Origin of the sequence: Rhodococcus sp. IEGM 1366, assembly GCF_033142425.1 — a bacterium.
GTDB classification, from domain to species: domain Bacteria; phylum Actinomycetota; class Actinomycetes; order Mycobacteriales; family Mycobacteriaceae; genus Rhodococcus_F; species Rhodococcus_F globerula.
In genome coordinates this window covers 313,703-340,160 of record NZ_JAWLRZ010000006.1, presented here as the reverse complement: position 1 = coordinate 340,160, position 26,458 = coordinate 313,703, and the positions used below count along the sequence as shown (strand labels likewise).

The window sequence follows — 26,458 nt, the reverse complement described above, 5'->3', positions numbered from 1 at the left end:
TCACTTTCCGATCAGGGCGGCGGAGTTGGACCGTCGCAGTTTTCCCGACGACGTTTTCGGGATACTGCCGGGCCCCAGAACCGCGACGGCGCGTGGCCGCAGACCCACTTCGGAGAACACCGCCCGGATCACATCGTGCTCGATACGGGAAACTTCCTCGGGGTCCTCGAACGCGTTGGTCTCGACGGCAACTGCAAAGCTCTCTCGCTTCCGTCCGGCGTCGAGCCGAACAGCCACCGCATTTCCGGGTCGCACCCCGACCACCGTCGCGGCTGCCCGCTCGATATCGGTGGGATAGACATTGCGGCCGCCCATGATGATGACGTCCTTGACCCTCCCACACACCACGACGAGGCCCTCTTCGGTGAGGTAGCCGACGTCGCCGGTGTTGAACCAGCCGTCGGCGCCATGCGCGGATCGGCGACCTTCGGTGGTGATGTACCCGTGTGTGACGGCCTTGCCTCGAACCTCGATGATTCCGACGCCTCGAGCCGGCAGCACCTCCCCATCTCCGTCGACGACGCGGCCCTCCAAGTCCGGAACAAGTCTCCCCAGAGTCGCGAGAGCCCGCGCGTTGGGCCGGTTCGAAGGAACCGCCCGCGACATCGCATCGAGAAAATCGGGATCCACATAGTCGACGATCGCCCCTTGACCCGGGTCTGGGATGGACACCGCCAGAGTTGTCTCGGCCATGCCGTAGGCCGGTGCGAGCGCCGTCGGGTTCAATCCGAACCGTGCCCCGGCCTTGGTGAGGGCGTCCAAGGTGTCGGGGTCGACGGGTTCTGCCCCGTTCCACATGTAGCGGACCGTGGAGAGATCCACAGCGCCGTCCTCCGCTTGCGCCAGCCGTCGAGCAAGAAGCGAGTACGCGAAATTCGGTGCGGCCGTGACCGTTCCACCGTACTTTCCCATCAGTTCCGCCCACAGGATCGGGCTGCGGAGAAAGTCCAACGGCGTGATGCTGACGACCTCGGCCCCTAATTGCATGGGAACACTGAGGAATCCGACCATCCCCATGTCGTGGAAGAGCGGGAGCCAACTCACCATGACGTCCTCGTCGATCGAGAACTTGATGCGATTGACCATCGCGTACGCGTTGACGTGAAAGTTCTCGTGCGTGATCTGCACAGCTTTCGGCGAACCGGTCGAGCCTGACGTCAACTGCTGCAGAGCGATATCCGATTCCGCGGTGTCGACCGGATCGATCGCCCGACCCGTTCGCAGTTCGTCGATCGTAACCACCGTGATGCCGCTGGCTTCGAGGAGTGGTTTTGCCGCGTCGAACGGGCTCCCGACAATGACCGCCCGCGCGGCGATCATGTCGATCACCTTCTGGGTGTCCTGCGCCCACACCGCCAGATCGGTTCGCGGTGTCGGCTGGTGCAGCATGGTCACGGAAGCGCCGCGCATCCAACTCGCCTGACAGGCCGGCGCGATGTCCACCGGTTGACCGGCCAGGATTCCGACCGCGACCCCGTGATCGATCCCGGCGTCGGCCAATCCACCCGCCATCCGGCGCGCTTGCCGATGAATGTCGCTCCAGGTCTGTCGCAACGGGCTATCCGGTTCGCCCGTCACCATGCCGTGATCGCTGACAGCGGCACTCTTGTACATCTCGTCGGTGAATTTGCTCAATGCTGCTCCTCAGAACGCCTGAATACAGTGCCGAACCCGTCATGTGATCCAGCGCACACCTATCTGGATAATCAGACAAAGTTCGCCGAGTGTTACCGCAAATTCGTGGGCGAGTATCCTTTCTCTGTTGTGCGTCCGCACCCGTGCTTCATCGCGCTACGCCCACTACTCCCACTGCGAGAGGTTCTTCGTTGACTACCCCGTCCGACTCGACTGTCCCCACCGACTCGACTGTCCAGTCCGACACCGGTGCCACATCCGCTCCGGTCAGCACGAAGGGCCTCGCGGCCGAAGCTGCACGTCGTCGCACCTTTGCCGTCATCTCACACCCCGACGCCGGTAAGTCGACGCTCACCGAAGCGTTGGCCCTGCACGCAAAAAAGATCTCCGAAGCCGGCGCGGTCCACGGCAAGGCCGGACGCAAGTCGACGGTCTCGGACTGGATGGAAATGGAGAAAGCCCGCGGCATCTCCGTCAGTTCCACCGCGCTGCAGTTCAACTACCACTCGTCCGAGACCCCCGACGATCAGATCAACGTCATCAATCTCGTCGACACCCCCGGCCACTCCGACTTCTCCGAGGACACGTACCGCGTCCTGACTGCCGTCGACGCGGCTGTCATGCTCATCGACGCCGCCAAGGGCCTCGAACCGCAGACGCTCAAGCTGTTCCAGGTGTGTCGTCACCGCGGCATCCCCGTCATCACGGTCATCAACAAGTGGGACCGTCCCGGCCAGACCCCGCTCGAATTGCTGGACGAGATCAGTGAGCGCATCGGCCTCACACCTACTCCCCTGTACTGGCCCGTCGGCATCGCCGGAGACTTCCGCGGCCTGCTGCGACGCGGCGAGGACGGCGAAGCTCGCGAATACGTCCGGTTCACCCGCACCGCCGGTGGCGCAAAAATCGCTCCCGAAGAAATCATGGACGCCGACGCCGCCCTCGCCAAGGAAGGCTCCGAGTGGGAAACCGCGGCTGAGGAGAGTGAACTGCTCTCGGCTACCGGCCAGGACCACGATCAGGAAATGTTCCTTGCCGGGCAGACGTCCCCGGTGATCTTCGCGTCCGCCATGCTCAACTTCGGTGTCCGCCAGATCCTCGACACCCTGGTCGAGTTGGCGCCGCCGCCGCGTGCCCGCGACGACATCAACGGCAAGCCGCGCGAGGTCACCGATCCGTTCAGTGCAGTGATCTTCAAGGTTCAGGCCGGCATGGACACCGCGCACCGTGACCGCTTGGCGTTCATGCGCATCGTCTCGGGCGTCTTCGAGCGCGGAATGGTTGTCACGCACGCCCAAACCGGCAAGCCCTTCACGACCAAGTACGCGCAGACGGTATTCGGCCGTGAACGTTCCACCGTCGAATCCGCGTTCCCCGGCGACGTCGTCGGCCTGGTCAACGCCACCGCACTCGCACCCGGCCACACGCTGTACACCGAAAAGAAGACCGAGTTCCCGCCGATCCCGTCCTTCGCGCCGGAACACTTCTCGATCCTGCGTGCCGAGAGCGCCGGAAAGTACAAGCAGTTCCGCCGTGCCGTCGACCAACTCGATTCCGAGGGCGTCGTGCAGATTCTCCGCAACGACATCCGTGGCGACGCGTCGCCCGTCATGGCGGCTGTCGGCCCCATGCAGTTCGAGGTCGTCGCTGCTCGGATGAAGGCGGAATTCAACGTCGAAGCCAAGATGGAACCGCTCGGCTACGCACTGGCACGACGCACCGACGCCGCATCCGAGGTCGAGCTGAACCGTCAGCGCGGCGTAGAGGTCTTCACGCGCTCGGACGGTGTCCTGCTCGCCTTGGTCAGCGACAAGTGGCGCCTGCAGTACATCCAGAAGGAACTCCCCGATCTGACGCTCGAACCACTCGTCGCCGCTGCAGACTGATGAGCCTGATCGAGGCGCTGTTCGACGCCGAACTTCACATCGGCAGCGCCACGATCTTGTGGCGGGAGATCATCGGGAACACCTTCGGCATCGGCTCGGCAATTGCCGGGGCCCGGCGTTCAGTGTGGGCATGGCCTGTCGGTATCGCCGGAAATGCCTTGCTGTTCACCGTGTTCATGGGTGCGCTGTTCCATACGCCGCAGGAACTCAATCTCTACGGCCAAGCCGGCCGCCAGTTGCTGTTCATCACCGTCAGCATCTATGGGTGGATGCAGTGGCGGCGCGGTGCACGCAGTTCCGGCGACGCGGTGTTGCCACACTGGGCGAGCGCGCGCCAACGTCTGGCCATGGTCGCTGTCATGGCAAGTGGCACAGCGATTTTCGCCTGGGTCTTCACGGTCCTCGGCTCGTACGGCGCATGGGCAGAAGCCTGGATCTTCACCGGGTCGATCCTCGCCACCTACGGCATGGCCCGCGGCTGGACCGAGTTCTGGCTCATCTGGATCGGCGTCGACGCGGTGGGCGTTCCCTTACTCTTCCGCGCCGGCTACTACCCGTCGGCGATCCTCTATCTCGTTTACGCCTTCTTTGTCGTGTGGGGATTCCTGGCGTGGCTGAAGATTCAACGGCGCACTGCGGTACCCGCGTAGCGATCACTGCGGTACCCGCGTAGCGATCACTGCGGTACCCGCGTAACGATCACTGCCGAAGGCGCGCAGGACAAAACCGACTACTGGTATGTTTATTGAAACTGTGCAAACCTATGGTCTGTTTACGGGCCTGTCCGACTACGGGCACCAGGAGCACACAGCATCAGGAGCGCACGATGGAAGACACGACTTCGCATGGAGCAAGCAACCCCACCGGGTCGACAAACGGGTCGACAAACGGGGCCACCAACGGTTCCGCACATCGACCCGCAAATGGATCACATGGTGGGCTCACAAACGGCTCCGCCAGTTCCACAGCAACAGCCAACCCTGCGCCAAGTAAGCCGACCGACGCCTTCAGCTTTGCACTTCCGACCGACAGCACTGCACTTCCGACTCACGACACTGCACTCCCCACCTACAGCACCGCAGCACACAGCAGCGGAGAGGACCCGTCCATGCCTGCCGCAACACCCACACCTTCCCGTGAATCGTCGCGCAACCTCGAGACTCGTAGCCGCACCGTTGTCCGACGCGACGCCATGGGTGTAGCCGCAGTTCGTGTTGCCGGACGCCTCACCCACACCGAACTTCTTGCCAATCAGGCATCGCCGTCCAGTTCGCATTCATCGGATCCGACGATTGATCTGGACGAGCTACTGACCATGCTCGGCAGCTACCTGCTCTCGTCGGGGTTCGAGCATCCCGAGATTCACGCAAAGCTCGGCGGGCAGTCCATCGTCGTCAACCTCGTGTCGCCGGAGATCAGCGCGACGTAGCACGACCCGTCAGGGCCACAGGACCTCACGGAGATAATCGCCGTCTTCGGTGCGGCGATACTGCCACCGCTGGTGCCGACGGCCTTGGTCCGCTTGCCAGAACTCGACCGTTTCGGGAACCAGGCACCATGCACGCCAGTTCTCGCAGACATAGCCTGGATCTTTGTCGATGCGCGCCACGGCTTCTTCGACAACTCGGTTGTACTCGTCCGGGTCGGTCAGTACCTGACTTGTCCGGCTCGCTGCCGCCACGGCTCTCGCTGTGACGGAGCGCTCGACAAAGTCAGCGTCCCTGACCGGCCCGGTTTCGGTTTCCACTGATCCCCTGATTCGGATCTGACGCCCTTGCTCGCGCCAGTAGAACGCCAATGACGCATGCGGATTCGCTTGCAGCTCAATCCCCTTCATGGAAACCGAGCTGCCGGAAAACCAAAATCCAGCGTCCGTCACATCTTTGAGGATCAAGTAGCGGGTATCGGGGACACCGCTTTCGTCGACGGTGGACAGCGCGCACACGTGTGGTTCGCGAACACCGGCGGCTACGGCTTCACGCAGCCAGTCCACGAACAGGTCGTTCGGACGGTCTGGAAAGGTCGACGGTGCCTGCGGGGGTGTCCCGGTCAGCGCGGGCAGTCCTCGAATCCAGGACCGGATATCTTCGCCCGTCACCCTGCGGACACAGCCGGAATCGAGTTACCGTACGAGTTCGGCTGCAACATGGCCCACTTGTTCGACGTCAGCCGAAAGCTCGGCATGTCCGACAACGACATCACCGACTCCCAGGTCCGCTCGTAACTGGTATGCGAGATCCTCCACTTACCGTCGCTGCACAAGGCGTACCTGTCGTGATAAAAAGCCGAACCGCGCATCAGCATGCCGTCCTCCGGCACCACGACGGTATCGGCGAGGCACCACACCCCGGTCGCTGTGTCACCGTCGACGTCGATCTCCGGTTGGCCACACTGATGCTCGGTGATGACATGGGAGCCGAGAGTGTTCTCGAGGAAAGACACAAAAGAATCACGGGAGTCGAAACTGAGTTGCTCACCGTAGATTGCGGTGGCGTCAACCGTCAGGGTGTCTGCGAATTCGACCCAGGATTTAGTATCCAACGAACGCGCATATCGGTACTTGAGCCGTTGGATGTGCACAATCGCTTCGAGATCCATGATCCTCGCCTCTCGTGGAGCAACCACCCGAATCAATCTGAACCATAACCCGCAACGGAATGAATCGGGCATTACCTTCTAAGTTAGTAGATAAGTCACCGGACCACACGCCTTTCGAGGCCGTCGAGCATGATCGTGATCTTGTCGTAAAGCCAAGCCTTCCCGCGACACGTCGATTCGCCACCAACTCTCTCCAAGCCGATGTATCGGATGCATTCCTACCGTCCTGGCGCGCCTGCAGCGCCAAACGCCCACACCATCAGGCGCACAATACGATCCGCACAACCTTTCCGACTGCCGCCATCCTGTTTCGATGGCGTTGATTCATCCGCGCACTTACCACCGGGCCGTGGGTGAGACGTTGGATACCCACTTCTACGACCGATCCAACGGTCCTCGGTACAACGATCTGATCAGCGTTCGCCACCTGCGGCATGGCGCGATCACGAGCAGGGCGTCATTCACGGTCTCTAGGCAATAAGGCCGGAACTAGTGGCAGCGAGTCTGGTTGTCGACTGACGGATCGATCGTGGTTGTGCGTATCTCGGGCGCCGGGGTCAGAAGCGTCCGGCAGCATCCGCCAGAACGTCGAGGAAGATCGCCGATGTGAGCGCAAATCCCTGGTTGTACCGCGCGTCCGTCGTGATCACATTGCCCGCTTGCACGACGGGTAACCGCTGCCACGTCGGCTGCGTCTTGATGACGTCAAGCGCTTCCTGGTTTCTGGCCTGCGCGATGATCACGTCGGCCGGTGCCAGAACATCGAGTTGCTCGAACGACACCTCGAACGAGTTCTCGGAATTGTTGTCGTCACGGAAGAGAACATCGAGTCCGGCGTCCAGTGCCACGCTGATCCGCAGATTTCGCTGGTGTACAACAAAACCCGTCGGCGTCTGGACGCCGAAGACCAGGTTCTTCCCACCGAGCTTGTCCTGCAACAACGGACGCAACTCGGCGAGCTTGCGCTCGTAGTCGGCGATAGATGCCTCGGCGATGGCAACACGATCGAGTTGACGCGCCTGCGCCAGCAACGCACCCCGCCAATCAACCGGGTGTCCCGCAATCGGTTCGATATCGTCTCCGACCACCAAGAGCGGTGCAATGGACGCCAAGCGTTCGTTGCCGTACCAGTCGCTCGAGTATCCGATATGAGTCATCACGATCAGATCGGGATCGAGGCCGAGTACCGCCTCGAAGTTCGTCGAGAAATCGCCGGCAACGTTGACGAAGCTTGCATCCTCGATAGCGCGTCCGGGGAATTGAAACCCGGCGCTTTCATCGGGGAACCAGAAATTGCCTGACCCCACGATTGGGTAGTCCATCATCATCGCGAACTCGAGATCGACCCGGCCGTCGAGAACCACTACACGCTTGGGGCTGCGCGGAACGTCGCCGCTGAACTCCGCCCAAGTGTACGGAACAGTGTCCCCGACCGCCTCGGATTCCGCATCCGAGGTTCCGCAGGCGCTCAGTGCGAGTGCCGCTGCCACACCTGCTGCGCCACCGAAGAATTGACGTCGCGAGATGCGGTCGACTATCTGCGCCCACTCGAAATCGGTGACCTGCGTGTCCAAAACGAGTGTCATACCTTCACTCCTTCGATGCGTCGTTGCCGCTCCCGTCCCAGCGGGATGACCAGTGGCGTACGGGAAACCGGATCGTCGATGATGCGGCACGCCATGCCGAACACCTCCTGCACCAGTTCTTCCGTGATGATCTCGGCCGGTGGGCCTTCGGCTACAACCGCGCCGTCTTTCATGGCGATGATGTGAGTTCCGTAGCGACACGCGTGATTCAGATCGTGAAGCACTGCTACCAACGTGTGACCGTCGTTCTCGTTCAGGTCTCGGCACAGCTCCAACAATTCGATCTGATGCGCGATATCGAGGAAAGTAGTCGGCTCGTCCAGCAACACCAGTGGCGTCTGCTGCGCGAGAACCATGGCAACCCACACTCGTTGACGCTGCCCGCCTGACAGTTCGTCGACGAGTCGGGCGGACAAGTCCGTTACCTTCGTGGCCTCCATAGCAGTGATGACTGCTGCCTCATCCTCGCGCGACCACTGCCGAATCAGCTTCTGATGCGGATACCGGCCGCGCGCAACAAGATCGGCGACCTTGATGCCGTCGGGTGCGATCGACGTCTGCGGTAGCAGCCCGAGCCGACGAGCAACTTCCTTGGCTGGATACGACGTGATCGCCTTGCCGTCGAGCAGGACAGTGCCGGTGCTGGGCTTGAGCAAGCGCGAGAGCGCCCGCAGAAGCGTCGATTTGCCGCAGGCATTCGGCCCGACGATGACGGTGAAGCCGCCGTCGGGGATGTCGACGTTGAGGTTCTGCGAGATGACGCGCTTGTCGTACCCGATCGTGACGCCCTCGGCGCGCAGCCGATTTGTCTTCTGCCCGCTGGTTTCGTTCACGCTCTTCCTCATTCCTACGCCGGTCACTGCTTGCGGGGATCGCATGGGCGGGGCTCACTGCTTGCGGGCCTCACGTGCGAGGAGCCAGACGAAATAGATACCGCCGATGGACACTGTCACAACTCCGACAGGCAACTGTGTCGGGGCAAAAGCTCGCTGTGCGACCCAGTCACTGATCATCAGCAGCGCCCCACCCATTGCGGCAGAAGGCAGGAGCGTCACACCCGCACTGCCGGTCAGTCGGCGCACCAATTGTGGTGCGGCAAGGGAGACAAACCCGATGGGACCGGCCGCCGCCGTCACCATCGCAGTGAGCGCAACACCGAGAACCACCAACGACAGCCTTGTGGGTTCAGCTCGAACCCCGAGTGCCTTGGCCGCGTCGTCACCCATCTCGAGCATCTGCATCCGCCTGCCCAGTACCAAGATCAGCGGAACCAGCACAATCAGGACTACGACAACCGGCCACACCTGGGTCCATCCCAGTCCGTTCAACGAACCGGCTCCCCACACGGCGGCAGCCATCGCGTCGTCGAGTTCGGCCTTGAGAATCAACCAGGTGTTGACCGATCCCAGCATCGCGCTGATCGCGATTCCCACGATGATCAAACGGAAACCTTGCACACCGCGTTTGTACGCGAGCAGGTATACAACTGCCGCGGTGGCGATTCCGCCGACCAGCGCGCCCACCGCGATCTCGTAGTACGTTCCGCCTACCAGCAGAATGACAACAAGCGCGCCGGTGTATGCACCGGAATTGAAGCCGATGATGTCGGGGCTACCCAACGGATTTCGGGTGAGCGACTGGAAGATCGCACCGCTCATACCCAATGCCGCACCGAGCATCAACGCCAACAACACCCGTGGCAGACGCCATTCCACGACAACCATGTGGATGCGCGCCGGTGCCTCACCGAACAACGCGCCAAGGACATCGGTGATCGGCACCTGATAGTCGCCACTGCCCAGGGCGATAACGCCGATCCCCAACCCGATGACAACAAGTACGACGCACACGGTGACGGTGCGGACGTCGACCCGAGCCGACCAGCCATCCTTGGGTGAGCGCACCACCGTGGTGGAGCGCCCGAAATCGATACTCACAGGCCGCTCACCTTGCTTCGGCGCACCAGCAGGATCAGTACCGGAGCACCGATGAAGGCCGTGACGATGCCGACTTGAAGTTCACCGGGGCGCAGCACGATTCGTCCGACCACATCGGAGGCAAGGAGCAGGATCGGCGCGCATACCATCGTGTACGGAAGAATCCAGCGTTGATCCGGTCCGACGAACCAGCGGGCAACGTGTGGAACCATCAGTCCGACAAACCCGATGGGACCGGCAGCTGCAGTGGCCGCGCCGCACAACAGGGTCACGGCAACAACCCCGATCACACGGGTACGGGTGATGTTGGCACCGAGGGAACGCGCCAGATCGTCACCGAGAGCGACGGCGTTGAGTTGCCGCGCGAGAGCCAGCGCCAGTACGAGCCCGATCAGGATGAACGGTGTCACAGCCAGCACGATGTCCAAGGATCGACCGCTGAGAGAACCTGCGTTCCACTGACGCATCTGGTCGAATGCCGTCGGGTTGAGCAAGGTGATTCCGGACGAGATGCCGCCGAGCACCGATCCGATTGCCACGCCGGCAAGGGTGAGCCGGATCGGTGTGGCGCCGCCTCGTCCGATCGAGCCCAATGTGTACACGATAACGGTCGCGATCACCGCGCCGATGAACGCGAACCAGATGTACGACCAGATGCTGGTCAACCCGAACACCGCGACCGCAACCACCATCGCAAATCCCGCACCGGCATTGACACCCAGAATTCCAGGGTCCGCCAATGGGTTTCGAGTCATCGCCTGAATCAGTGCACCGGCTACGCCTAACGCCATGCCCACCAGCAGGCCCAGCAGTGTGCGAGGCAATCGCAGATCACGAATGATCACGTGATCGTTGGAATCGTCATAGTTGATCAATGCGTCGACGACGGTCCCGAACGGAATGGTCTTCGATCCGACAGCGATACTCACGAGCACAACACATCCGAGAACTGCCAGGCAGACAACAAGCCCCAAGGTTCGACGCGAATTCGTTTCGACAAGTCCGGCCGGTTGCTTCTGTTTCTCCGCCAGCGATTCGTCGATCAGTTCCGCAGTCTTCTCGCTCTCGTTGACTGCGATAGTCACAAGCCCGCGCTCTCGAGCGTCTTCTCGACTTCGTCACGAATTTCCTCTTCGTCACGATCGGATTGCCACGCCGCATCCAACTGCGCCCGAATCCTCTCGTCGAGCGCTTCGTATTTCGCATTCCATACTTCGGCCTTGTACGTCCAGTAGCCGATCACCTTGTACTGCTCTGCCGGCAACTTCAGTTCATGTCGGAGATACTTGCGGATGTCACGCAGCATCGTGCTTTCCCCTGCCACCCAGACGTATCCGGGGTCGGTGGGCAGATTCAGTGCACGCACCGCGTCCGGTAGTTTCGACGGCGCAATGCCATTGCCACTGCCCACTAACCAGATGAATTCGACATCCGCGGCCGACTCGATCTGCTGCTTGTGCGACTCGTCCACCACCTCGACTATCGCCTTGGCCGACATGCCCGCAGGCAACTCTTCGATCAGGCGGCCCAATGCCGGGAGTCCGGTTGCGTCGGCAACAAACACCTGCCAGGACGCACCGACCGGTGGCTCGTACAGACCGCGGGACTCGCCGATCGCCAGCGCGTCACCAATCGCGGCGTTCTGCGCCCAATCGCTGGCTATCCCACCGTCGTGAACCACGAAATCGACAGTCATACGGCTGGTTTCGGAATCGAACCGTCGCACCGTGTAAGGCTGGCACGGCGAAGCTTCCTCCCCTTCCGGGTATCGCCATCCGCGTGGCGCGTGCGGATCTTCTTCCGGCAGAACGAACTTACCCGTTGCGGGAACCGGGAAATGGAGGCGCAGATACTCGTCACCGACACCTGTTGATCGGAACGTGGTCAAGCCCTCCCCACCGAACACGATCCGGACCATTCCCGGGGTCACGTACTCCTTGAAGAGCACCTCGCCGAACACAAGACTCACGACAATCTCCAACATCGGTGAAACACGAAACGCACAACAACCGCACAAAGGTAAGGCAGACCTTAATTTATTGCAGAGCCGAGGCCACGTCGACAAATTCTCCGTCACAACGGGGTCAACTAGTATCGCAATTTGGCCAGTGCGCCCTATATGGCCTGTTCACGACAAGTTTTGGCATCGGCGTGACTTCATAACAAGCGCTGTCGATCCCTAGCGTGGACCGAGTGTCATCAACGCCGCTTCATCCGAGTAACGATACCGACGGTCCGCCGCTGCCTCAGGCGATCACGCCACGTCAGGTGATCACGCGTGCCATCGCAGCCGAAGGGCGCGGGCCGAAGCTGGCCGCCGCGTCAGTGGGCTTCACCGGGCACCAGGTGGCCGAAGCTCTGGTCCCGGTCGTGATCGGTGCGGTCATCGACCGCGCTGTGGCAACCAGCGACGCTGCGGCGCTCGGCAAGTGGATTCTGGTTCTCGGCATCCTGTTCACAGGCCTGCTGCTCAGCTGGAGAATTGCCGCTCGTATCGCAGACTCGGTCGCCGAGTACGGCGCTCATCGACTTCGGATGGACATCGCCAGACGCGGCCTCGATCCGCACGGCATGAATCCACGCAGGATGCCCGGTGAGGTCTATTCGATCGCCACCTCCGACGCCGGTTCCGTGGCCGGATTCACTCACACTCTCAGCACCAAACTCGGCGCTGCCTGCGGAGTGCTGACCGCAGCAATCTCGTTACTGGTCATCTCAGTGCCGCTCGGACTTCTTGTCATCCTCAGCACTCCCCCGGTGCTAGCACTGATGCAGGTCGTGAGCCGCCCACTCGAACGTCGAGCCGAAACGGATCAGTGGCAAGGCGCGCGCGCCGGGGCACTCGCTGCCGACTTGCTGGCGGGTCTACGCATTCTTTCCGGCATCGGTGCCGGAGACGCTGCGGCGCAGCGCTATCGAGGTGCCAGCCGGACATCGCTTGATGCCACCTTGCGCGCCCAGCGTTACCAAGCGATGTACTCGGCAGCCAACGTCGCCATCGCGGGCGCTTACCTTGCCGTCATCGCATACGTCGGCGGCAGAATGGCAGCGTCCGGCAGTATTTCGATCGGCGAGTTCATTGCGGTGGTGGGGTTGGCGCAGTTCCTTCGCGGACCGCTGATCGACATCATCTATTTCGGCGCCGGACTGGCCCGTGCCCGAGCGTCCGCGAATCGTGTTGCGGCGCTTATCGGGACGAGCCGCGCCGTCGCCCCCGCAAGCGACCCGGTAGCACTGAATCATTCGGAGTCTCTGACACTTCGTGACGTTGTCCTGGCCGGTTCGGCGCCGGTCGATCTGGATGTCAAGCGCGGCGAGATCGTCGGTATCACCTGCGACAACACGGCCTGGGTCGATGCTTTCATGGACGTGCTGGCGCGCCGGACAGATCCCATCGAAGGATCAATTCATCTGGGTGACAACGCTATCCACGAACTGGATATCGACGAACTTCGCACACACATCCTTGCTGCGCCGCATGACTCCGCGCTTTTCATCGGCACTGTCGGTGAGAACATCCATGCCCTGGCTCCGGTCGGCCACCGAACCGACTTCGCCATCTCCGCCGCCGCCGCAGATCAAGTGATCGATGCTCTCCCGAAGGGCCTTGCCACCGCCGTCACCGAGCAGGGCAACTCACTGTCCGGCGGCCAACGTCAACGAGTTGCGCTCGCGCGCGCGTTGGCGAGCGACGTGCCGGTACTGGTACTGCACGATCCGACCACTGCCGTCGACTCCGTCACTGAAGCGCGCATTGCCCGCGGGATATCCGAGGTTCGCAGTGCTCACGCGACAATTCTTCTCACCAGCAGCCCCGCGCTGCTCGATATCTGCGATCGGGTGATCGAACTGTGAACGACCTACTCCCCACCGCAACTCCCAAACAGGCTCGTACCGAGGCACTTCGGTTGCTGCGTCCGCACCGCCTCGCCGCGAGCGGTGCGGTGGTCACCTTGACCGCAGCCACGGCAATCGGCCTTCTCACCCCGCTGATTCTGGGCGAGATGGTAGACACCGTCACGTCTGGTGGAGCCGACATCGTCTCCAGCATCGGAACATTGACCGGGGCCTTGGTTGCCGTTGCCGTTCTGTCCTCGCTGCTGGTCGGTGCCAGCGAATATCTTCTGGCCGGGGTCGGGGAACGCGTCGTAGCGGACCTTCGCGAAGAAGTAGTCGTCCGAGTGCTCGACCTCCCCCAGAGCGATGTCGAGCGCGCCGGGCGGGGCGACCTCGTCTCCCGCATCACCGGTGACGTCCGCCTGGTAACGCAAGCCGTGTCACAGGCGTTGCCGGTGTTTGCCACCGCTGCGCTCACCATTGCGTTGACTCTTGTCGGGTTGGGCGCACTCGATTGGCGATTTGCGGTTGCTGCAGTGATTGCCGCACCGATCCAGGTACGCGCCCTGCGCTGGTACCTCACACAGTCAGCCCCCGTCTACCGACAAGAACGTGAGGCGGAAGGCGCCCGCGCACAACAGCTCCTCGACTCACTGAGTAATTCCGACACCGTCGGATCCCTACGGTTGGCGAAGCCACATCTCGAGCAGATCGAATCCCGTTCACTGACCGCGGTACAGCTCAGCCTGAAGACAACACGACTACGGACCAGGTTTTTCGGTCGTCTCAACATCGCCGAGTTCATCGGGCTCTCAGCAGTTCTGATCACGGGATTCTGGCTCGTGAAGAACGGGCATGCCACCATCGGAGCCGCCACCGCAGCGGCCCTGTTCTTCCATCGGTTGTTCGACCCCGTCGGAGCCGTTCTCAGTGTCTTCGACGAACTACAAGAGGGCACAATCGCTCTGGCTCGCCTTGTCGGCGTCACCCTGGCACCGGTACCTCCGCTTCCGGCCGATCCCCGTGAACCCGTCGACAGCTCCGCGTCGCTCGAGGACGTGACTTTCTCCTACCGCCCGGGCGACGCCCCCGTGTTGCGCGATATCGACATCACCATTCCGGCCGGTACCGTCACCGCGCTCGTGGGAGCCACCGGCGCCGGAAAGTCCACGGTGGCAAAACTTCTCGCCGGCACCTACGGGCCCACCGAGGGCTCCGTGCGAATCGGCACCGTTCCCCGAGATCAACTCTCGCGGAGCACCGCTCGGAGTGCCGTTGCGTTGGTTACCCAGGAAGTGCACGTCTTTGCAGGCACGTTGGCCGAGGATCTGCGTCTGGCCGCCCTGGCAGCAACCGACGCCGACATCGCCTCCGCCCTCGATACCGTCGGCGCCTCGGACTGGGTCGGAGCACTGCCCGAAGGCATCGAGACAGTAGTCGGTGACGGCGGGCATCGCCTCACCGCGACCCAGGCGCAACAGCTTGCACTCGCACGGATCGAACTCCTGAATCCACCCCTGCTGATTCTGGACGAGGCAACGGCAGAAGCCGGCAGCGCCGGCGCCCGCATACTCGACGACGCCGCTCTCGCGCTGACCCGTGGGCGCACCTCGATCACTGTGGCCCACCGGCTCTCACAGGCTGTCGACGCCGACAACATTCTTGTCATGGATGGCGGACGCGTCGTGGAACAGGGTTCCCACGACGAGTTGGTCAACCTCGGCGGCCGGTACGCGCAACTGTGGGAGGCGTGGTCGACACCGCGGCGTTGAGAGCCTGTGGCTCTAGAATCGGACTATGGACAGGATCGACCGCGCCAGCCTGGTGATCGAGGCACCACCGACGGTCGTCTACGACGCCCTCCTCGACCGAGAGTCTCTCGAGGCTTGGTTGCCACCGGACGGTATGCGCGGGCGGATCGAGCTGTGGGATCCGCGGCCAGGTGGCGGGTTTCGAATGGTTCTCACCTATCTGGACTCCGCCGACAGCCCTGGCAAGACGTCAGCCGCGACGGATGTCGTCGATGTCGGATTCGCCGAACTTGTGCCGCCGGAGCGTGTGGTGCAGCGGGCGGTGTTCGAGTCCGACGACCCGTCGTACGCGGGAACCATGACGATGACCTGGGACCTCGCTGCCGCTGTTAACGGGACCGAGGTGACCGTCACAGCCACGGATGTGCCACCCGGCATCGATCAAGCGGTGCACGAGACGGGGATCGCCTCCTCGTTGGCTAACCTGGCATCGTACGTCGAAGGGCGCGGCTGATTCAGATCAGCGGCGACCGCAGATCAGGCGCGCAGAAGCTCCTGCGGTGCATGAGAGCCACGATTCGGGTGCTTCATCATGGCGCCCGGGGTCCGGCCGGTGACCCTGCGGAAGACCGCGACAAACGCGCTCGGGGTTTCGTATCCCACGCGTCGACTGACCACGGAAACCGGAACCCCGGCTGCGAGATAGGTCAGAGCCGCTCGTACGCGCACCTGAATTCTCCACTGGGCAAAGGTCATTCCCGTTCCCTGCGTGAAGACGCGGGTCAACGTTCTGACGCTCCCGCCGGCAGTCAGTGCCCATTCGGACAGTGACCGCTGATCCGCTGGATTGGCGACCAGTGCTTGGGCGACAAACAACGCTCGCGGATCCGTCGGCATCGGAACCTCGACAGCGGCAACCTCGAGCGGTTGCAGCATGTCGAACGCCACTCGCTCGGCACGACTGCGAGCCTCGTCCGGCATGTTGCGACGATGCATGTGCAGCAGAACCTCCCGCAACAAGGCACTCACCCCGAAGAGCCCGGGCACTGTGGCGGGCGCAGCGTGCGCCTCAGGGCGGAAGTAGGTGCAGAAAAACTCGGTACCCGGACCTGCCTTGACCGAGTGCAGCACTCCGGCCGGCAACCACAGGCCCGCCGACGGCGGCACCTCCCACGTGATGCCATCGGCAACAACGGTGAGCATTCCGCCAGAGTTACCCCAGATCAGCTCATGTTCCGGGTGTCGGTGCGCCGCCCACTGACGCTGATGCGACAACTTCAATGTCACGGTGGTCATCGAATACGGATCGTCGATGACCCGAGGCCCCACGGGCACCAACATTCTCTCCGCAACAGCTGTCATGCAAACGAGTATAGGACTTTCGTTAGGCATACCTAAATAGTAATCCGAAAGTTTCTGAATGTGACCCCCTGGTTACACGTACTTATCGCAGCGCTATCGTGGCGGAACTCCCGACGTCGGGCACACACGAGAACTGGCTGAAAGAGGACACGATGGTTGACGCATCACGGATTCCCGTCATCGTCGGCGTAGGGGATCTGCGATGGAATCCGGATGACGGGCACCTCGAACCGCTCGACTTGATCTACAAAGCGACAATTGCCGCCCTCACAGACAGTGGAGAGCCCTCGTTCAGTAGCCACATCGACACGATCTACGCGATCAAGACCGTCAGTTGGGCATACGACAACCTCCCCGAACTTCTGGCCACCAGACTTGGCGCCACCCCCGCGATCACCACCACCTCACCGATCGGTGGGCACTGGCCTGCAGCACTTCTCGATCGAATCGGCGCTGCCATTGCAGACGGCACATCCTCCGTCGCGCTGCTCGTGGGCGGTGAATCACACGCCACCACAACCGCACTGCGAAAATCGGGCGTCGCTCCCGATTCTCTCGGGTGGGCCACCGAACCCGGCGGACCTCCCGGCTTCGATCCCGCCGATCTGGGCGGCGCCGAGATGCAGCGCGCGGGATTCATCGTGCCCACCCGCGTCTACCCACTGTTCGAGAACAGTTTCAGCGCATCGATCGGCCACGACGCCCAAGCATCCCTGGACTGGTCAGCGCAGATGTATGCCGAGTTCTCAACTATCGCCGCGAAGAACTCGGCGTCGTGGACATCGGAAGTACGTACCGCAGAAAAGATCAGCACCGTCGGGCCGGGCAACCGGATGGTGTCCGAACCCTATCCTTTGATGCTCAACGCCATGCCCTTCGTGAATCAGGCTGCTGCCGTGGTGATCTGCTCCCTGGCGAGGGCCCTCGAATTCGGCATCGACCAAGACAGGCTCGTCTATCTGTGGGGTGGAGCCGGGGCCGTTGATCCGCTGGACATCTTGCACAGAAATAACTTTCACAGATCCGAAGCCTTGCAGGATACCGTGGACCGCACACTCGGCAACGCCGGAGTAAGCGCCGAAGCCCTCGATATCGTGGACGCCTACAGTTGTTTTCCGATCGTGCCGAAGCTGTTGATTCACGAACTCGGACTGCCGGGTGACACCGTCCCCAGCGTCACCGGTGGTCACTCGTTCTTCGGCGGACCGCTCAACAGTTACACCCTCCATTCCTTGACCGAGGTGACACGCCGACTCCGATCAGGCGACCAACTCGCCTTGGTTCACGGCAACGGCGGATTTCTCACTTACCAACATGCCGTACTGCTCTCCGCGTCCGCACATGAACGCGGATATGTCGGAGATCCCCAGGCCCGCACCCTCACACCCCATGCACCCGACCTGGTCACCGGCTATGTCGGAAGTGCCAAGATCGTCACCGCCACAGTCGAATACAACAGAATGGGCGAACCGGAAACCGGGTTTGTCATCGCTACGACGCCGGACGGCCGACGTCTCGCCGGCCACACCGGCCCCGAGAACGCCGCCGAGTTGACTCAACTCAGCGGCACCAATCCCCCAGCGGTGGATCGTCACGTTCACATCAGCGACGAGAACGGTCGACTCACCCTGAAGTTCTAGCCGCAGTCGGGTTGCCTTCGCGTTCGCGCCACCCTAGTCGACAACTACATCTCCAGCCAACATCGCATAGAACCGACGGATCCGCTTGACTAGAGCCACTTTTCAACGCGTTGATCGCGATCATTCTCCCAACTTTGGTCGAAATGTGTCCGAAATATCCCTTGAATCGAAAATGTGTTCGAGTATACTGAGTCAAGGGTGGGGAGGCCTTGATGACTACGGTGAGCGATTTTGTTTCGGTGGAGGATGTTGTAGCCGGTTCGGCTGCGGGTGTGCGTGGCAGGTTGTGGCGGCTACGACCGGCCGAGGTTCGGGACGTTGCAGTCTGTGTATCTGCGGAAATCCTTCGGCTGGAAGCGATTCGAGTTGCCGCGGTCGACGCGTTGGCGCTTAGTCCGGACGAGCAGGTGCTCTGCTACCGGGGCGTCGGTCGGTGGTTGGCGGCGAACACGATGCTGCAGAACGCGGCCGGTAACAAGATCGCCGCCCTCGGTGCCGCGTTGCGGGGGTTGCCGGATATTACTGCCCAATTCGAGGCCGGTGATCTCTCGCTCGATCATGCGGCAATAATTGCCGCATTCTGCGAATCCCCGCCAAAAGGCATGCCCGACAGGGCGTTACCGTCCTGCATGAAAACCCTTCTCGCTGCCGCATCCGGCGTGGAGGCGACCACCATCAAACTGCGGTACGCGATTGCGGTTTTGCAGCGGATCTTCGAATCCGACGACACTCCGCCCGGTGAGGACGACGACCTCAACGTCTTGCGGATTTCGCCGACGCTTAACGGTCGGGTCGCGATCAAGGGCGATTTCGACGCACTCACCGGTGAAATGCTGTTATCGGCTCTTTCAGGTCTGTCGATGCCGAAACCAGCAGCGGACGGAACCCCGGATCAGCGATCGGCAGCCAAACGCACCGCCGACGCCTTCACGGAACTGATCCGCCGCTACCTCGACAATGCCATGACCGGTGTTGACGGTGGCCAGCGTCCGCACGTGAATGTGCACATCACCGCGAAAGACCTTGCCGAGCATCGCGAATGCGCCACTACGAGACCCAGCCGGGACGCAGAGCCTGATTTCGAAGATCTGGACGTCGGATACATGCCCTGGATGGGACCACTCAGTGTGAGCCTGACCCGGATGCTCGCCTGCGACTGCATGCTCTCCACCGTCCTGATGGACGGCAACGGCGCACCGCTCGATGCGACACCGCACAAACGCCTCGTCACAGCAGAACAACGAACGGCGCTGATTGCCCGGGACAAAGGCTGCGCCTTCCCCAACTGCGACGCCGTACCCGCCTGGTGCGACGCCCACCACATAAAAACCTGGTCGGCAGGCGGACTGACGGTAATGGACAACCTCACCCTCCTCTGCCGAAATCACCACCGATTGATCCACAGCACCAGCGGGTTCCGCGGCATCTGGGAAATCAAAATGGGCGATGATCACAAACCGTGGTTCATCCCACCAGCTGCGATTGACCCGAAACAACGACGCCGACGCTCCACCACCCGCCAAGGTCCAGTCCACCGAGACTGAATCCGGCTCTGCCGGAACTGAATACCGTGTGAGAGCTTCGCATCACCAGTCAAGACGATGCGAAGCCCACACGCATGTGCGGGTTCAAAGATCAGCGTCCCGGATCAGTGCCTATTCACGCAAAAACCCGGCATCGCAAGAAAACTCACGACACCGGGTTCACGGGTGAATCACCGCCGATGTGGCAGATGCCCTCTAACCGTCAAGCTCCTCGAACAACTCCATCCACTGCTCTTCAGCAGCTTCCTTGTCCGCGAGAACAGTCTTGAGTTCAGCGCCGAGGCTCTGCAACTTGTCGGGGTCAGTGGCCGCATCGGCCAGCGACGCATGCAGCTTCTTCTCCCGATCGTCCAGCTTGGCGATGGAACGCTCGAGCTTCGAAAGTTCCTTACGTGCAGCGCGATCCGCTGCCCCGTCACGAACCTGCTTACTCTTGGTCGCGCCGCTGGCCGTTGATGCCACAGACGGGTTGTCGCCGTCGCCCATCGCTGCCCGTCGACGCAGGTAGTCCTCGATACCGAGGGGTAGGTTGGTGAGCTTGCCGTCACCGAAGAGCGCCCAGGTGGTGTCACAGATACGTTCGATCAGGTAACGGTCGTGCGAGATGACGACCATCGTCCCGGCCCAGCCGTCGAGCAGATCCTCGAGTTGCTGGAGCGTATCGATGTCGAGGTCGTTAGTGGGCTCGTCGAGGAGCAGCACGTTGGGCTCTGCCATGAGAACTCGCGTCAACTGCAAGCGTCGACGCTCACCACCGGAGAGATCCCCCACCGGTGTCCGCTGACGTGCCGGCGTGAAGCCCAGACGTTCCGCCAACTGACCGGCAGAAACTTCCTTGTCTCCCAAGGTGATTCGTTCAGCCACATCCTTGACCGCGTCGAGCACCCGCATATCGGTGGGCAGATCGTCGAGTTCCTGCTTGAGCCAACCAATATGCACGGTCTGACCCTGAATACGCCGTCCCGCAGCAGGTTCCAGCTCACCGGCGAGCGTGCGCAGCAACGTCGTCTTGCCGGATCCGTTGACTCCGACGAGGCCGACGCGCTCTCCGGGAGCAAGACGCCACGTCAGATCTTCGACCAGAACGCGGCCGTCCGGAGTCTCGAGCCGAGCGTCTTCGAGTTCGATGACAACCTTGCCGAGTCGCCGCTGCGCGAACGACGCCAATGCGACGGCGTCACGAGGTGCCGGGACATCGGCGATCAACGCTTCGGCGGCCTCGATGCGGTACTTCGGCTTGGACGTTCGGGCCGGCGCACCGCGGCGCAGCCACGCCAATTCCTTGCGCGCGAGGTTGCGTCGACGCTCCTCGGAAGCGTCGGCCTGACGGGAGCGCTCGGCGCGGGCGAATACCCAGTCGTTGTAGCCACCCTCGTAGCTTTCGACGCCGCCGCCGACAACTTCCCAGGTTCGCGTGGCAACTGTGTCGAGGAACCAACGATCGTGGGTCACGACCACCAGTGCGCTACGACGCGATACGAGGTGCTCGGCCAGCCACTGCACGCCCTCGACGTCGAGGTGGTTGGTGGGCTCGTCGAGTACCAGCAGGTCCAGATCCTGAACGAGGGCCGCGGCCAGTGCGACGCGTCGACGCTCACCACCGGAGAGTCCGTCGACCTGCGCGTCCAATGCGGAACGCTCGCCGCCGGCGCCGAGGTTGTCGATTCCGATTCCGGAGAGAACGGAGCGGATCCGGGCATTGCCTGCCCATTCATGCTGAGCGACACCCAGCGGACCCAGAACGATATCGCCGACAGTGGATCCGGGAGGCAGCACACCGCGCTGCGTCACGACCGCCATCCGCAGTCCACCGACGCGGCTGACCCGACCCGAATCAGGTTCCTCGACGCCCGCGAGGACTTCGAGCATGGTTGTCTTGCCGCCACCGTTGAGGCCGACGACGCCGATACGCTCGCCCTCCTCGACGCCCATCGACACCCCGTCGAGCAACGGCTTGACGCCGAACGACTTCGACACGTTTTCCAGATTGATCAAGTTAGCCATCAGTGCTGTCCCTTTGCCGCTTTGTCGAGTATTCGTGCTCCGGGAACGGGTCCGCTCGCCACGCGAACGGTGCGGCACACCCCCGCTCCCGCAAGTTCAGCGCTGACATCCACGGCAGACTGTGCGTCGCTGCAGAGGAAAGCGCAGGTCGGTCCTGACCCGGAGACGATGCCGGCCAAAGCGCCGGCGTCGACGCCTGCGCGCAGTGTCCGGCGCAGCGCCGGATTGAGCGACAACGCCGCCGCCTGCAGATCGTTTCCGAGTAGTGGTGCCAGTTGTCGCGGATCGCCGGTGGTGAGGGCGTGGATCAGATCGTCCGCGTCACCGAGTCGGTTCGGGGTGCCCTCGGCCCGCAGCTTGTCGAGTTCGCGGAACACGACCGGTGTGCTCAGCCCGCCCTTGGCCAACGCCAGCACCCAGTGAAAAGTGTTTCGAGTCAGCACGGGAACAAGCTGCTCGCCGCGCCCGGTTCCCAGCGCGGTGCCGCCATGCAGTGAGAACGGGACATCGCTACCCAGCTTCGCGGCAAAGCCGTCCAGTTCACGCCGCGAGAGATCCAATTTCCAGTACGCATTGAGCGCAACCAACGTCGCCGCTGCGTCCGCGCTGCCACCGGCCATACCGCCGGCGACGGGGATTCCCTTGTCGATGAGAATCTCGACGTCCGTCTCCACTCCGGCTTCGGCCGACAGCAGCTCTGCAGCCTTCCAGACAAGGTTGGTCCGGTCCGTGGGCACGGCGGCGGCGTCATCGCCCACAACACTGACGGACAAACTGTCGGCGGCCGACACCGTTACCGTGTCTGCCAGCGACAATGCCTGGAATACGGTGGTCAGATCGTGATAGCCGTCGTCGCGCAGGTCCCCGACAGCCAGATGCAGATTCACCTTGGACGGGGCCCGGACTACTACAGGGCGTGGAACGACGGAGAGCACAAGGTACAACAATAGGCGCTGCGAACACCTGGGCGAAAACCTACAACCGGCTGACGCCTCATTTGACGGCTCGGACACCTACTCCAAGCCCGACAACTGCCACACTCACGGCGGCGACAACCCCGGCCAGAACGCTGCCCGACGCGAAGTCCCCGGCAAATAGTGCACGCTCCGCATCCACGACATATCCCAGCGGGTTGATATTCACGAGTACCTTCATCCAACCCGGTGCATCGTCGAGCGGAAGCATGGTCCCCGAGAGAATCAGGAGCGGGAACATCAGCGTTTGCTGCACCACCCAGAACATCCAATCCTGCTCCCGCACAGCCAGAGCCAAAGCATAGGACAGGGCCCCGAGCCCGACGCCGAATACTCCGAGCAGAACAATCCCGACTGCCGCGCCGGCAGCATTCACGTCCAATCCGAGTGGTAACGCCACGAGAATGATCAGAATCGCCTGCGCCGCAAGTGGAACCATCTCCTTGCATGCCCGACCGATCAACAACGACGAGCGTCGTAGCGGCGTCACCAGCATTCTCTCGTGCGATCCCTGCTGCATTTCGATCAGGAGGTTCGAGCCTGTCATCGTCGTGCCGAAGATCGCGATCATCACCAGCACGCCGGGGATGAACCAATTCCACACGCCGTCACCGGTGCCCGGGACGCCTTTGAGCAGCGGACCGAACAATGCGAGCAGAATCAGTGGCTGAATGAGACTGAAGACAACACTGACCGGGTCACGCAACATCGGGCGCAGTTCACGCCCCATCACTATCGCGCTGTCGCGAACGATATTGCCGCGCACAGCGCGTGGGGTATCGAGTGTGAGTGTCATGGCAAAGTCCTACTTTCTCGAGTGCTCTAGGAAGCGACTGCGGCAGCGCTCTCGCGCAGGCTGCGTCCGGTCAGGGTGAGGAAGACGTCGTCGAGCGTCGGGCGGGTGATATCGGCGGCCAGAGCGCGGGCACCCCGCGCATCCGCTTCGCGCAGAAGCACCGGGAGCGTCGAATCGCCCTCGCTCGCACGGATACTCACCATGAGTCCGTCGACGGCAGTCTCCCGCACCGTGACAAGTTGCTGCGCCACCGACGCCGCAACTGCGGCAGCCTCTTCGGTCTCGAACGTCAGCGACAGATGATCGCCCGCAAGGTCCGCCTTCAGCGCGGCGGCCGTGTTGTCGGCGATCACGGTCCCCTCGTCGATGACGATGACTCGCTCCGCCATCGAATCCGCTTCTTCGAGATAGTGCGTCGTCAACACGATTGTCGTGCCCATCTCGCGCCGCAACCGGAGTATGTGATCCCACAAATTGGCCCGACTCTGCGGGTCCATGCCCGTCGTGGGCTCGTCGAGAAACAGTAGCGGCGGCCGATGTACCAGGCCGAGTGCAATATCGAGCCGTCGGCGCTGACCTCCTGACAGCGTGCTGACCTTGCGAGTTCCGAGATCCGCGAGTTCCAGATCGGTGAGAAGTTCGTCAGCCCGACCCTGTGAATCCGGCTTGGACATTCCGTAACACAGTCCCTGCGTCACCAATTCGTCGCGAACCCGCTGGTTGTGGCCGGCGCCATTGCCCTGTCCGACGTATCCGAGACGCGAACGCACCTCGCTTCGCGCATCGGACACATCAAAGCCAGCGATGCGCGCACTGCCTGAGGTCGGTTCGAGCAAAGTAGTCAACATGCGCAGCGTCGTCGACTTGCCGGCGCCGTTCGGCCCCAACAGGGCTACCAACTCCCCCTCCGCAACATCGAGCGTCACGCCTTTGACCGCTTCGACAAGGTTCTTACCCTGCGAGAAGTGCTTGGTGAGCGACTTCGTCTCGATCATCGGACTGCTGTGATTCATGATTGAGCCCCACATTTCTTCTCGATTTCCCGGATGCGGATAAACCTAGAATCAATTGAGGACCGTTACAGTCCTCAATCTCTGCGACACTGAATTTCATGAAGGAGACATCAGCTCGTCTACTGCGGTTGCTGTCGCTACTCCAGACCCGTCGAGACTGGTCCGGCGCCGAACTCGCAGACAAGCTTGCAATCACACCGCGCACCGTTCGCCGCGACGTCGACCGCCTACGCGACCTCGGATATCCGGTGGACGCGACGGTGGGTGTCGGTGGTGGATACCGTCTCGGCGCCGGGGCCGAGATGCCTCCCCTTCAACTCGACGACGAAGAAGTACTTGCGGTGGCGTTGTCATTACAGTCCGGCGCCACCGGCTCGGTGGTCGGCATCGGCGAGGCCTCGATGCGTGCTCTTGCCAAGCTCCGCCAGATCATGCCGCCCCGGCTGCGCTATCGCTTGGAATCGCTGCAGATCGATGTGGTGCCGCGTGAACCGGCCACAAGCGCAGTGGACGCGTCCATCCTGTCCGCCATCGCATCGGTGTGCCACAACCACGAGCGACTTCGGTTCGACTACGCCACACATGACGGCACGCAGAGCCGCCGCGAAGTGGAGCCGTACCGCCTCGTGCGGTCGGGCGTGCGGTGGTACCTGGTGGCGTGGGATCTCTCACGGGAAGACTGGCGGTCATTTCGCGTCGACCGAATGGAACCCAAAATTCCTACCGGACCACGTTTTTCGCCTCGAGAGCTACCTCAGGGCGGGGCAGCGGAATTCGTGTCCCGAGGAGTCGCCCGCGCCTTTTCGTCCACGCGCGCAACAGTTCTGCTCCATGCGCCCATCGAACAGATCGCGCCGATGGTCAGCAATCAGTGGGGATCAGTGGAATCCGACGGCGAAAATCGCTGCGTCATAGCACTTTCCGGAAATTCACACTGCGCTCCGTCGCACAATGGCTGCGGGCCTTCGAGGTGGACTTCACAGTGCTGAATCCACCCGAGCTACGCGCGGAATGTCGAATAATCGCCGAGGAGCAGGCTGTGATCACCGCCCGCTATCGTAATGCCTGACAACACTTTTCATTCGGATACAACAAAACCCCAACCCAAAAAGAGTTGAGGTTTTGTCGAGTACGTCATGCGCCGGTTGCCCGGCTCACATGGACGTCTTAGACGACGGTAACGCCGGTGGCCTGCGGGCCCTTGTTGCCCTGACCGATCTCGAACGCAACACGCTGGTTCTCCTCGAGCGTGCGGAAGCCGCCGCTCTGGATCTCGGAGTAGTGAACGAAGACGTCAGCGCTGCCGTCTTCGGGAGCAATGAAGCCGAACCCCTTCTCGGAGTTGAACCACTTCACGATGCCCTCTGCCATGTAAATCTCCTCTAACACAGTGTCTACAGGCTGTCACTGCGACCGCCCGGGTCACTTACTACGACCGTTCTGAGACAAATCCGTGGAGGATGTCCAAACGCTCGCAACTTAACCATTTGCGAGCGTGGAAACACAAACACAAACACTTACGACCAACACAAGTAGATCATAGATCCTCGACTTTGTCTCGCTCGAGTGTCAGATCACAGTCCAGCCCATTGACAGGCATACCCCCTGGGGGTACCTTGAATCTCGAAGCGATACCTACACGGGGTATCCGTACAATAGAGCCAGTCAACCGAAGGGATCTCCCATGACCACCGCCGAATACACCGTTTCCGGAATGACCTGCGGACACTGCGTCGGATCCGTCAAGGAAGAGATCGGCAACATCGCCGGAGTTACCGCCGTCGACGTCGATCTGGCCAGCGGCCGCGTCAGCGTCACGAGTGACACACCCGTATCCGCAACCGACATCGCCGCGGCAGTCGACGAAGCCGGCTACGCCGTCGTAGACAGCTGAC

At 62.1% G+C, this 26,458-nt stretch carries 23 protein-coding genes and 1 pseudogene; 10 read left to right on the top strand and 14 right to left on the bottom strand.

Annotation, left to right across the window (positions count from 1 at the left end; translation table 11 throughout):
* The gene (locus R4P64_RS19965) at window positions 1-1,635 is read right to left on the bottom strand and encodes a fatty acyl-AMP ligase (RefSeq protein ID WP_033234283.1); all 1,635 of its coding nucleotides are present in this window, start codon (window positions 1,633-1,635) and stop codon (window positions 1-3) included.
* Between the two features lie 191 nt (window positions 1,636-1,826).
* On the opposite strand from R4P64_RS19965, the gene R4P64_RS19960 reads away from it, so the two are divergent.
* The 3 genes from R4P64_RS19960 (at window position 1,827) to R4P64_RS19950 (ending at window position 4,950) form a co-directional block, all read left to right on the top strand.
* On the top strand, window positions 1,827-3,521 hold the full coding sequence (locus tag R4P64_RS19960; RefSeq protein WP_033234282.1) for a peptide chain release factor 3: 1,695 nt from the start codon (window positions 1,827-1,829) through the stop codon (window positions 3,519-3,521).
* Window positions 3,521-4,171: a nicotinamide riboside transporter PnuC gene (gene pnuC / locus R4P64_RS19955; RefSeq protein ID WP_317822353.1), complete on the top strand. Its 651-nt coding sequence runs from the start codon at window positions 3,521-3,523 to the stop codon at window positions 4,169-4,171. The genes R4P64_RS19960 and pnuC overlap by 1 nt, the downstream gene beginning before the upstream one ends.
* A 176-nt stretch (window positions 4,172-4,347) precedes the next feature.
* Window positions 4,348-4,950, top strand: a complete 603-nt coding sequence (locus R4P64_RS19950) for a hypothetical protein (protein WP_317822351.1) — start codon at window positions 4,348-4,350, stop codon at window positions 4,948-4,950.
* A 9-nt stretch (window positions 4,951-4,959) separates the two neighbouring features.
* Here R4P64_RS19950 and R4P64_RS19945 read toward each other — a convergent pair whose 3' ends face one another.
* The 7 genes from R4P64_RS19945 to R4P64_RS19915 all read right to left on the bottom strand — a co-directional run bounded on the left by R4P64_RS19945 (window position 4,960) and on the right by R4P64_RS19915 (window position 11,611).
* Window positions 4,960-5,619 (bottom strand): pyridoxal 5'-phosphate synthase, encoded by a 660-nt coding sequence (locus R4P64_RS19945; protein WP_317822349.1) that lies wholly within the window; start codon window positions 5,617-5,619, stop codon window positions 4,960-4,962.
* The gene (locus R4P64_RS19940) at window positions 5,616-6,119 is read right to left on the bottom strand and encodes a nuclear transport factor 2 family protein (protein WP_033234278.1); all 504 of its coding nucleotides are present in this window, start codon (window positions 6,117-6,119) and stop codon (window positions 5,616-5,618) included. The genes R4P64_RS19945 and R4P64_RS19940 overlap by 4 nt, the downstream gene beginning before the upstream one ends.
* Before the next feature lie 557 nt (window positions 6,120-6,676).
* Complete coding sequence (locus R4P64_RS19935; RefSeq protein ID WP_317822346.1) at window positions 6,677-7,705, bottom strand: ABC transporter substrate-binding protein; 1,029 nt, start codon at window positions 7,703-7,705, stop codon at window positions 6,677-6,679.
* Complete coding sequence (locus tag R4P64_RS19930) at window positions 7,702-8,550, bottom strand: ABC transporter ATP-binding protein (RefSeq protein ID WP_317822345.1); 849 nt, start codon at window positions 8,548-8,550, stop codon at window positions 7,702-7,704. The genes R4P64_RS19935 and R4P64_RS19930 overlap by 4 nt, the downstream gene beginning before the upstream one ends.
* 42 nt (window positions 8,551-8,592) lie before the next feature.
* Complete coding sequence (gene fepG, locus R4P64_RS19925) at window positions 8,593-9,642, bottom strand: iron-enterobactin ABC transporter permease (protein WP_317822344.1); 1,050 nt, start codon at window positions 9,640-9,642, stop codon at window positions 8,593-8,595.
* Entirely contained in the window at window positions 9,639-10,721 is a 1,083-nt protein-coding gene (locus R4P64_RS19920) for a Fe(3+)-siderophore ABC transporter permease (protein WP_045069828.1), read from the bottom strand. The genes fepG and R4P64_RS19920 overlap by 4 nt, the downstream gene beginning before the upstream one ends.
* Window positions 10,722-10,723: 2 nt before the next feature.
* Window positions 10,724-11,611, bottom strand: coding sequence for a siderophore-interacting protein (locus tag R4P64_RS19915; RefSeq protein WP_245005955.1), 888 nt, complete (start codon window positions 11,609-11,611; stop codon window positions 10,724-10,726).
* A 224-nt stretch (window positions 11,612-11,835) separates the two neighbouring features.
* On the opposite strand from R4P64_RS19915, the gene R4P64_RS19910 reads away from it, so the two are divergent.
* Genes R4P64_RS19910 through R4P64_RS19900 form a run of 3 tightly spaced genes read left to right on the top strand, consistent with a single transcriptional unit; the run spans window position 11,836 to window position 15,744 of the window.
* Window positions 11,836-13,497: an ABC transporter ATP-binding protein gene (locus R4P64_RS19910; RefSeq protein WP_317822342.1), complete on the top strand. Its 1,662-nt coding sequence runs from the start codon at window positions 11,836-11,838 to the stop codon at window positions 13,495-13,497.
* Window positions 13,494-15,251 carry an ABC transporter ATP-binding protein gene (locus R4P64_RS19905; protein WP_317822340.1) on the top strand — a complete coding sequence of 586 codons (1,758 nt, stop codon included), beginning with the start codon at window positions 13,494-13,496 and terminating at the stop codon, window positions 15,249-15,251. The genes R4P64_RS19910 and R4P64_RS19905 overlap by 4 nt, the downstream gene beginning before the upstream one ends.
* A gap of 25 nt (window positions 15,252-15,276) precedes the next feature.
* Window positions 15,277-15,744 (top strand): SRPBCC family protein, encoded by a 468-nt coding sequence (locus tag R4P64_RS19900; protein WP_317822338.1) that lies wholly within the window; start codon window positions 15,277-15,279, stop codon window positions 15,742-15,744.
* Between the two features lie 23 nt (window positions 15,745-15,767).
* On the opposite strand, the gene R4P64_RS19895 is transcribed toward R4P64_RS19900, so the two are convergent.
* A complete protein-coding gene (locus R4P64_RS19895; RefSeq protein ID WP_033234271.1) occupies window positions 15,768-16,592 on the bottom strand; it encodes an AraC family transcriptional regulator in 825 nt (274 codons plus the stop codon).
* 152 nt (window positions 16,593-16,744) lie between these two features.
* Here R4P64_RS19895 and R4P64_RS19890 point away from each other — a divergent pair, with 152 nt between their 5' ends.
* Window positions 16,745-18,232: an acetyl-CoA acetyltransferase gene (locus R4P64_RS19890; RefSeq protein ID WP_317822337.1), complete on the top strand. Its 1,488-nt coding sequence runs from the start codon at window positions 16,745-16,747 to the stop codon at window positions 18,230-18,232.
* Window positions 18,233-18,444: 212 nt separating this feature from the next.
* Window positions 18,445-19,776 (top strand): HNH endonuclease signature motif containing protein, encoded by a 1,332-nt coding sequence (locus tag R4P64_RS19885; protein WP_317822335.1) that lies wholly within the window; start codon window positions 18,445-18,447, stop codon window positions 19,774-19,776.
* 195 nt (window positions 19,777-19,971) lie between these two features.
* On the opposite strand, the gene R4P64_RS19880 is transcribed toward R4P64_RS19885, so the two are convergent.
* The 4 genes from R4P64_RS19880 to R4P64_RS19865 are packed head-to-tail and all read right to left on the bottom strand — an operon-like array spanning window position 19,972 to window position 24,563.
* A complete protein-coding gene (locus R4P64_RS19880; RefSeq protein ID WP_033234268.1) occupies window positions 19,972-21,780 on the bottom strand; it encodes an ABC-F family ATP-binding cassette domain-containing protein in 1,809 nt (602 codons plus the stop codon).
* Window positions 21,780-22,715, bottom strand: a complete 936-nt coding sequence (locus tag R4P64_RS19875) for a 4-(cytidine 5'-diphospho)-2-C-methyl-D-erythritol kinase (RefSeq protein WP_317822333.1) — start codon at window positions 22,713-22,715, stop codon at window positions 21,780-21,782. The genes R4P64_RS19880 and R4P64_RS19875 overlap by 1 nt, the downstream gene beginning before the upstream one ends.
* 58 nt (window positions 22,716-22,773) lie before the next feature.
* Window positions 22,774-23,550: an ABC transporter permease gene (locus R4P64_RS19870; protein WP_045069262.1), complete on the bottom strand. Its 777-nt coding sequence runs from the start codon at window positions 23,548-23,550 to the stop codon at window positions 22,774-22,776.
* 26 nt (window positions 23,551-23,576) lie between these two features.
* A complete protein-coding gene (locus R4P64_RS19865) occupies window positions 23,577-24,563 on the bottom strand; it encodes an ABC transporter ATP-binding protein (protein WP_233363407.1) in 987 nt (328 codons plus the stop codon).
* 98 nt (window positions 24,564-24,661) lie between these two features.
* Between R4P64_RS19865 and R4P64_RS19860 the strand changes: the two are divergent.
* A pseudogene (locus tag R4P64_RS19860) lies at window positions 24,662-25,632 on the top strand (helix-turn-helix transcriptional regulator).
* A 98-nt stretch (window positions 25,633-25,730) separates the two neighbouring features.
* Here R4P64_RS19860 and R4P64_RS19855 read toward each other — a convergent pair.
* Window positions 25,731-25,934 (bottom strand): cold-shock protein, encoded by a 204-nt coding sequence (locus R4P64_RS19855; RefSeq protein WP_033234264.1) that lies wholly within the window; start codon window positions 25,932-25,934, stop codon window positions 25,731-25,733.
* A 313-nt stretch (window positions 25,935-26,247) separates the two neighbouring features.
* On the opposite strand from R4P64_RS19855, the gene R4P64_RS19850 reads away from it, so the two are divergent.
* Complete coding sequence (locus tag R4P64_RS19850) at window positions 26,248-26,457, top strand: heavy-metal-associated domain-containing protein (protein WP_233363404.1); 210 nt, start codon at window positions 26,248-26,250, stop codon at window positions 26,455-26,457.
* Window position 26,458: the final 1 nt, after the last annotated feature.

Coding starts and splice junctions, on each gene's coding strand:
- R4P64_RS19865 (WP_233363407.1), bottom strand. CDS start 24,563: ATGAATCACAGCAGTCCGATGATCGAGACGAAGTCGCTCACCAAGCAC.
- R4P64_RS19890 (WP_317822337.1), top strand. CDS start 16,745: ATGGTTGACGCATCACGGATTCCCGTCATCGTCGGCGTAGGGGATCTG.
- R4P64_RS19895 (WP_033234271.1), bottom strand. CDS start 16,592: ATGACAGCTGTTGCGGAGAGAATGTTGGTGCCCGTGGGGCCTCGGGTC.
- R4P64_RS19940 (WP_033234278.1), bottom strand. CDS start 6,119: ATGGATCTCGAAGCGATTGTGCACATCCAACGGCTCAAGTACCGATAT.
- pnuC (WP_317822353.1), top strand. CDS start 3,521: ATGAGCCTGATCGAGGCGCTGTTCGACGCCGAACTTCACATCGGCAGC.
- R4P64_RS19950 (WP_317822351.1), top strand. CDS start 4,348: ATGGAAGACACGACTTCGCATGGAGCAAGCAACCCCACCGGGTCGACA.
- R4P64_RS19855 (WP_033234264.1), bottom strand. CDS start 25,934: ATGGCAGAGGGCATCGTGAAGTGGTTCAACTCCGAGAAGGGGTTCGGC.
- R4P64_RS19850 (WP_233363404.1), top strand. CDS start 26,248: ATGACCACCGCCGAATACACCGTTTCCGGAATGACCTGCGGACACTGC.
- R4P64_RS19870 (WP_045069262.1), bottom strand. CDS start 23,550: ATGACACTCACACTCGATACCCCACGCGCTGTGCGCGGCAATATCGTT.
- R4P64_RS19885 (WP_317822335.1), top strand. CDS start 18,445: ATGACTACGGTGAGCGATTTTGTTTCGGTGGAGGATGTTGTAGCCGGT.
- R4P64_RS19900 (WP_317822338.1), top strand. CDS start 15,277: ATGGACAGGATCGACCGCGCCAGCCTGGTGATCGAGGCACCACCGACG.
- R4P64_RS19935 (WP_317822346.1), bottom strand. CDS start 7,705: ATGACACTCGTTTTGGACACGCAGGTCACCGATTTCGAGTGGGCGCAG.
- R4P64_RS19880 (WP_033234268.1), bottom strand. CDS start 21,780: ATGGCTAACTTGATCAATCTGGAAAACGTGTCGAAGTCGTTCGGCGTC.
- R4P64_RS19930 (WP_317822345.1), bottom strand. CDS start 8,550: ATGAGGAAGAGCGTGAACGAAACCAGCGGGCAGAAGACAAATCGGCTG.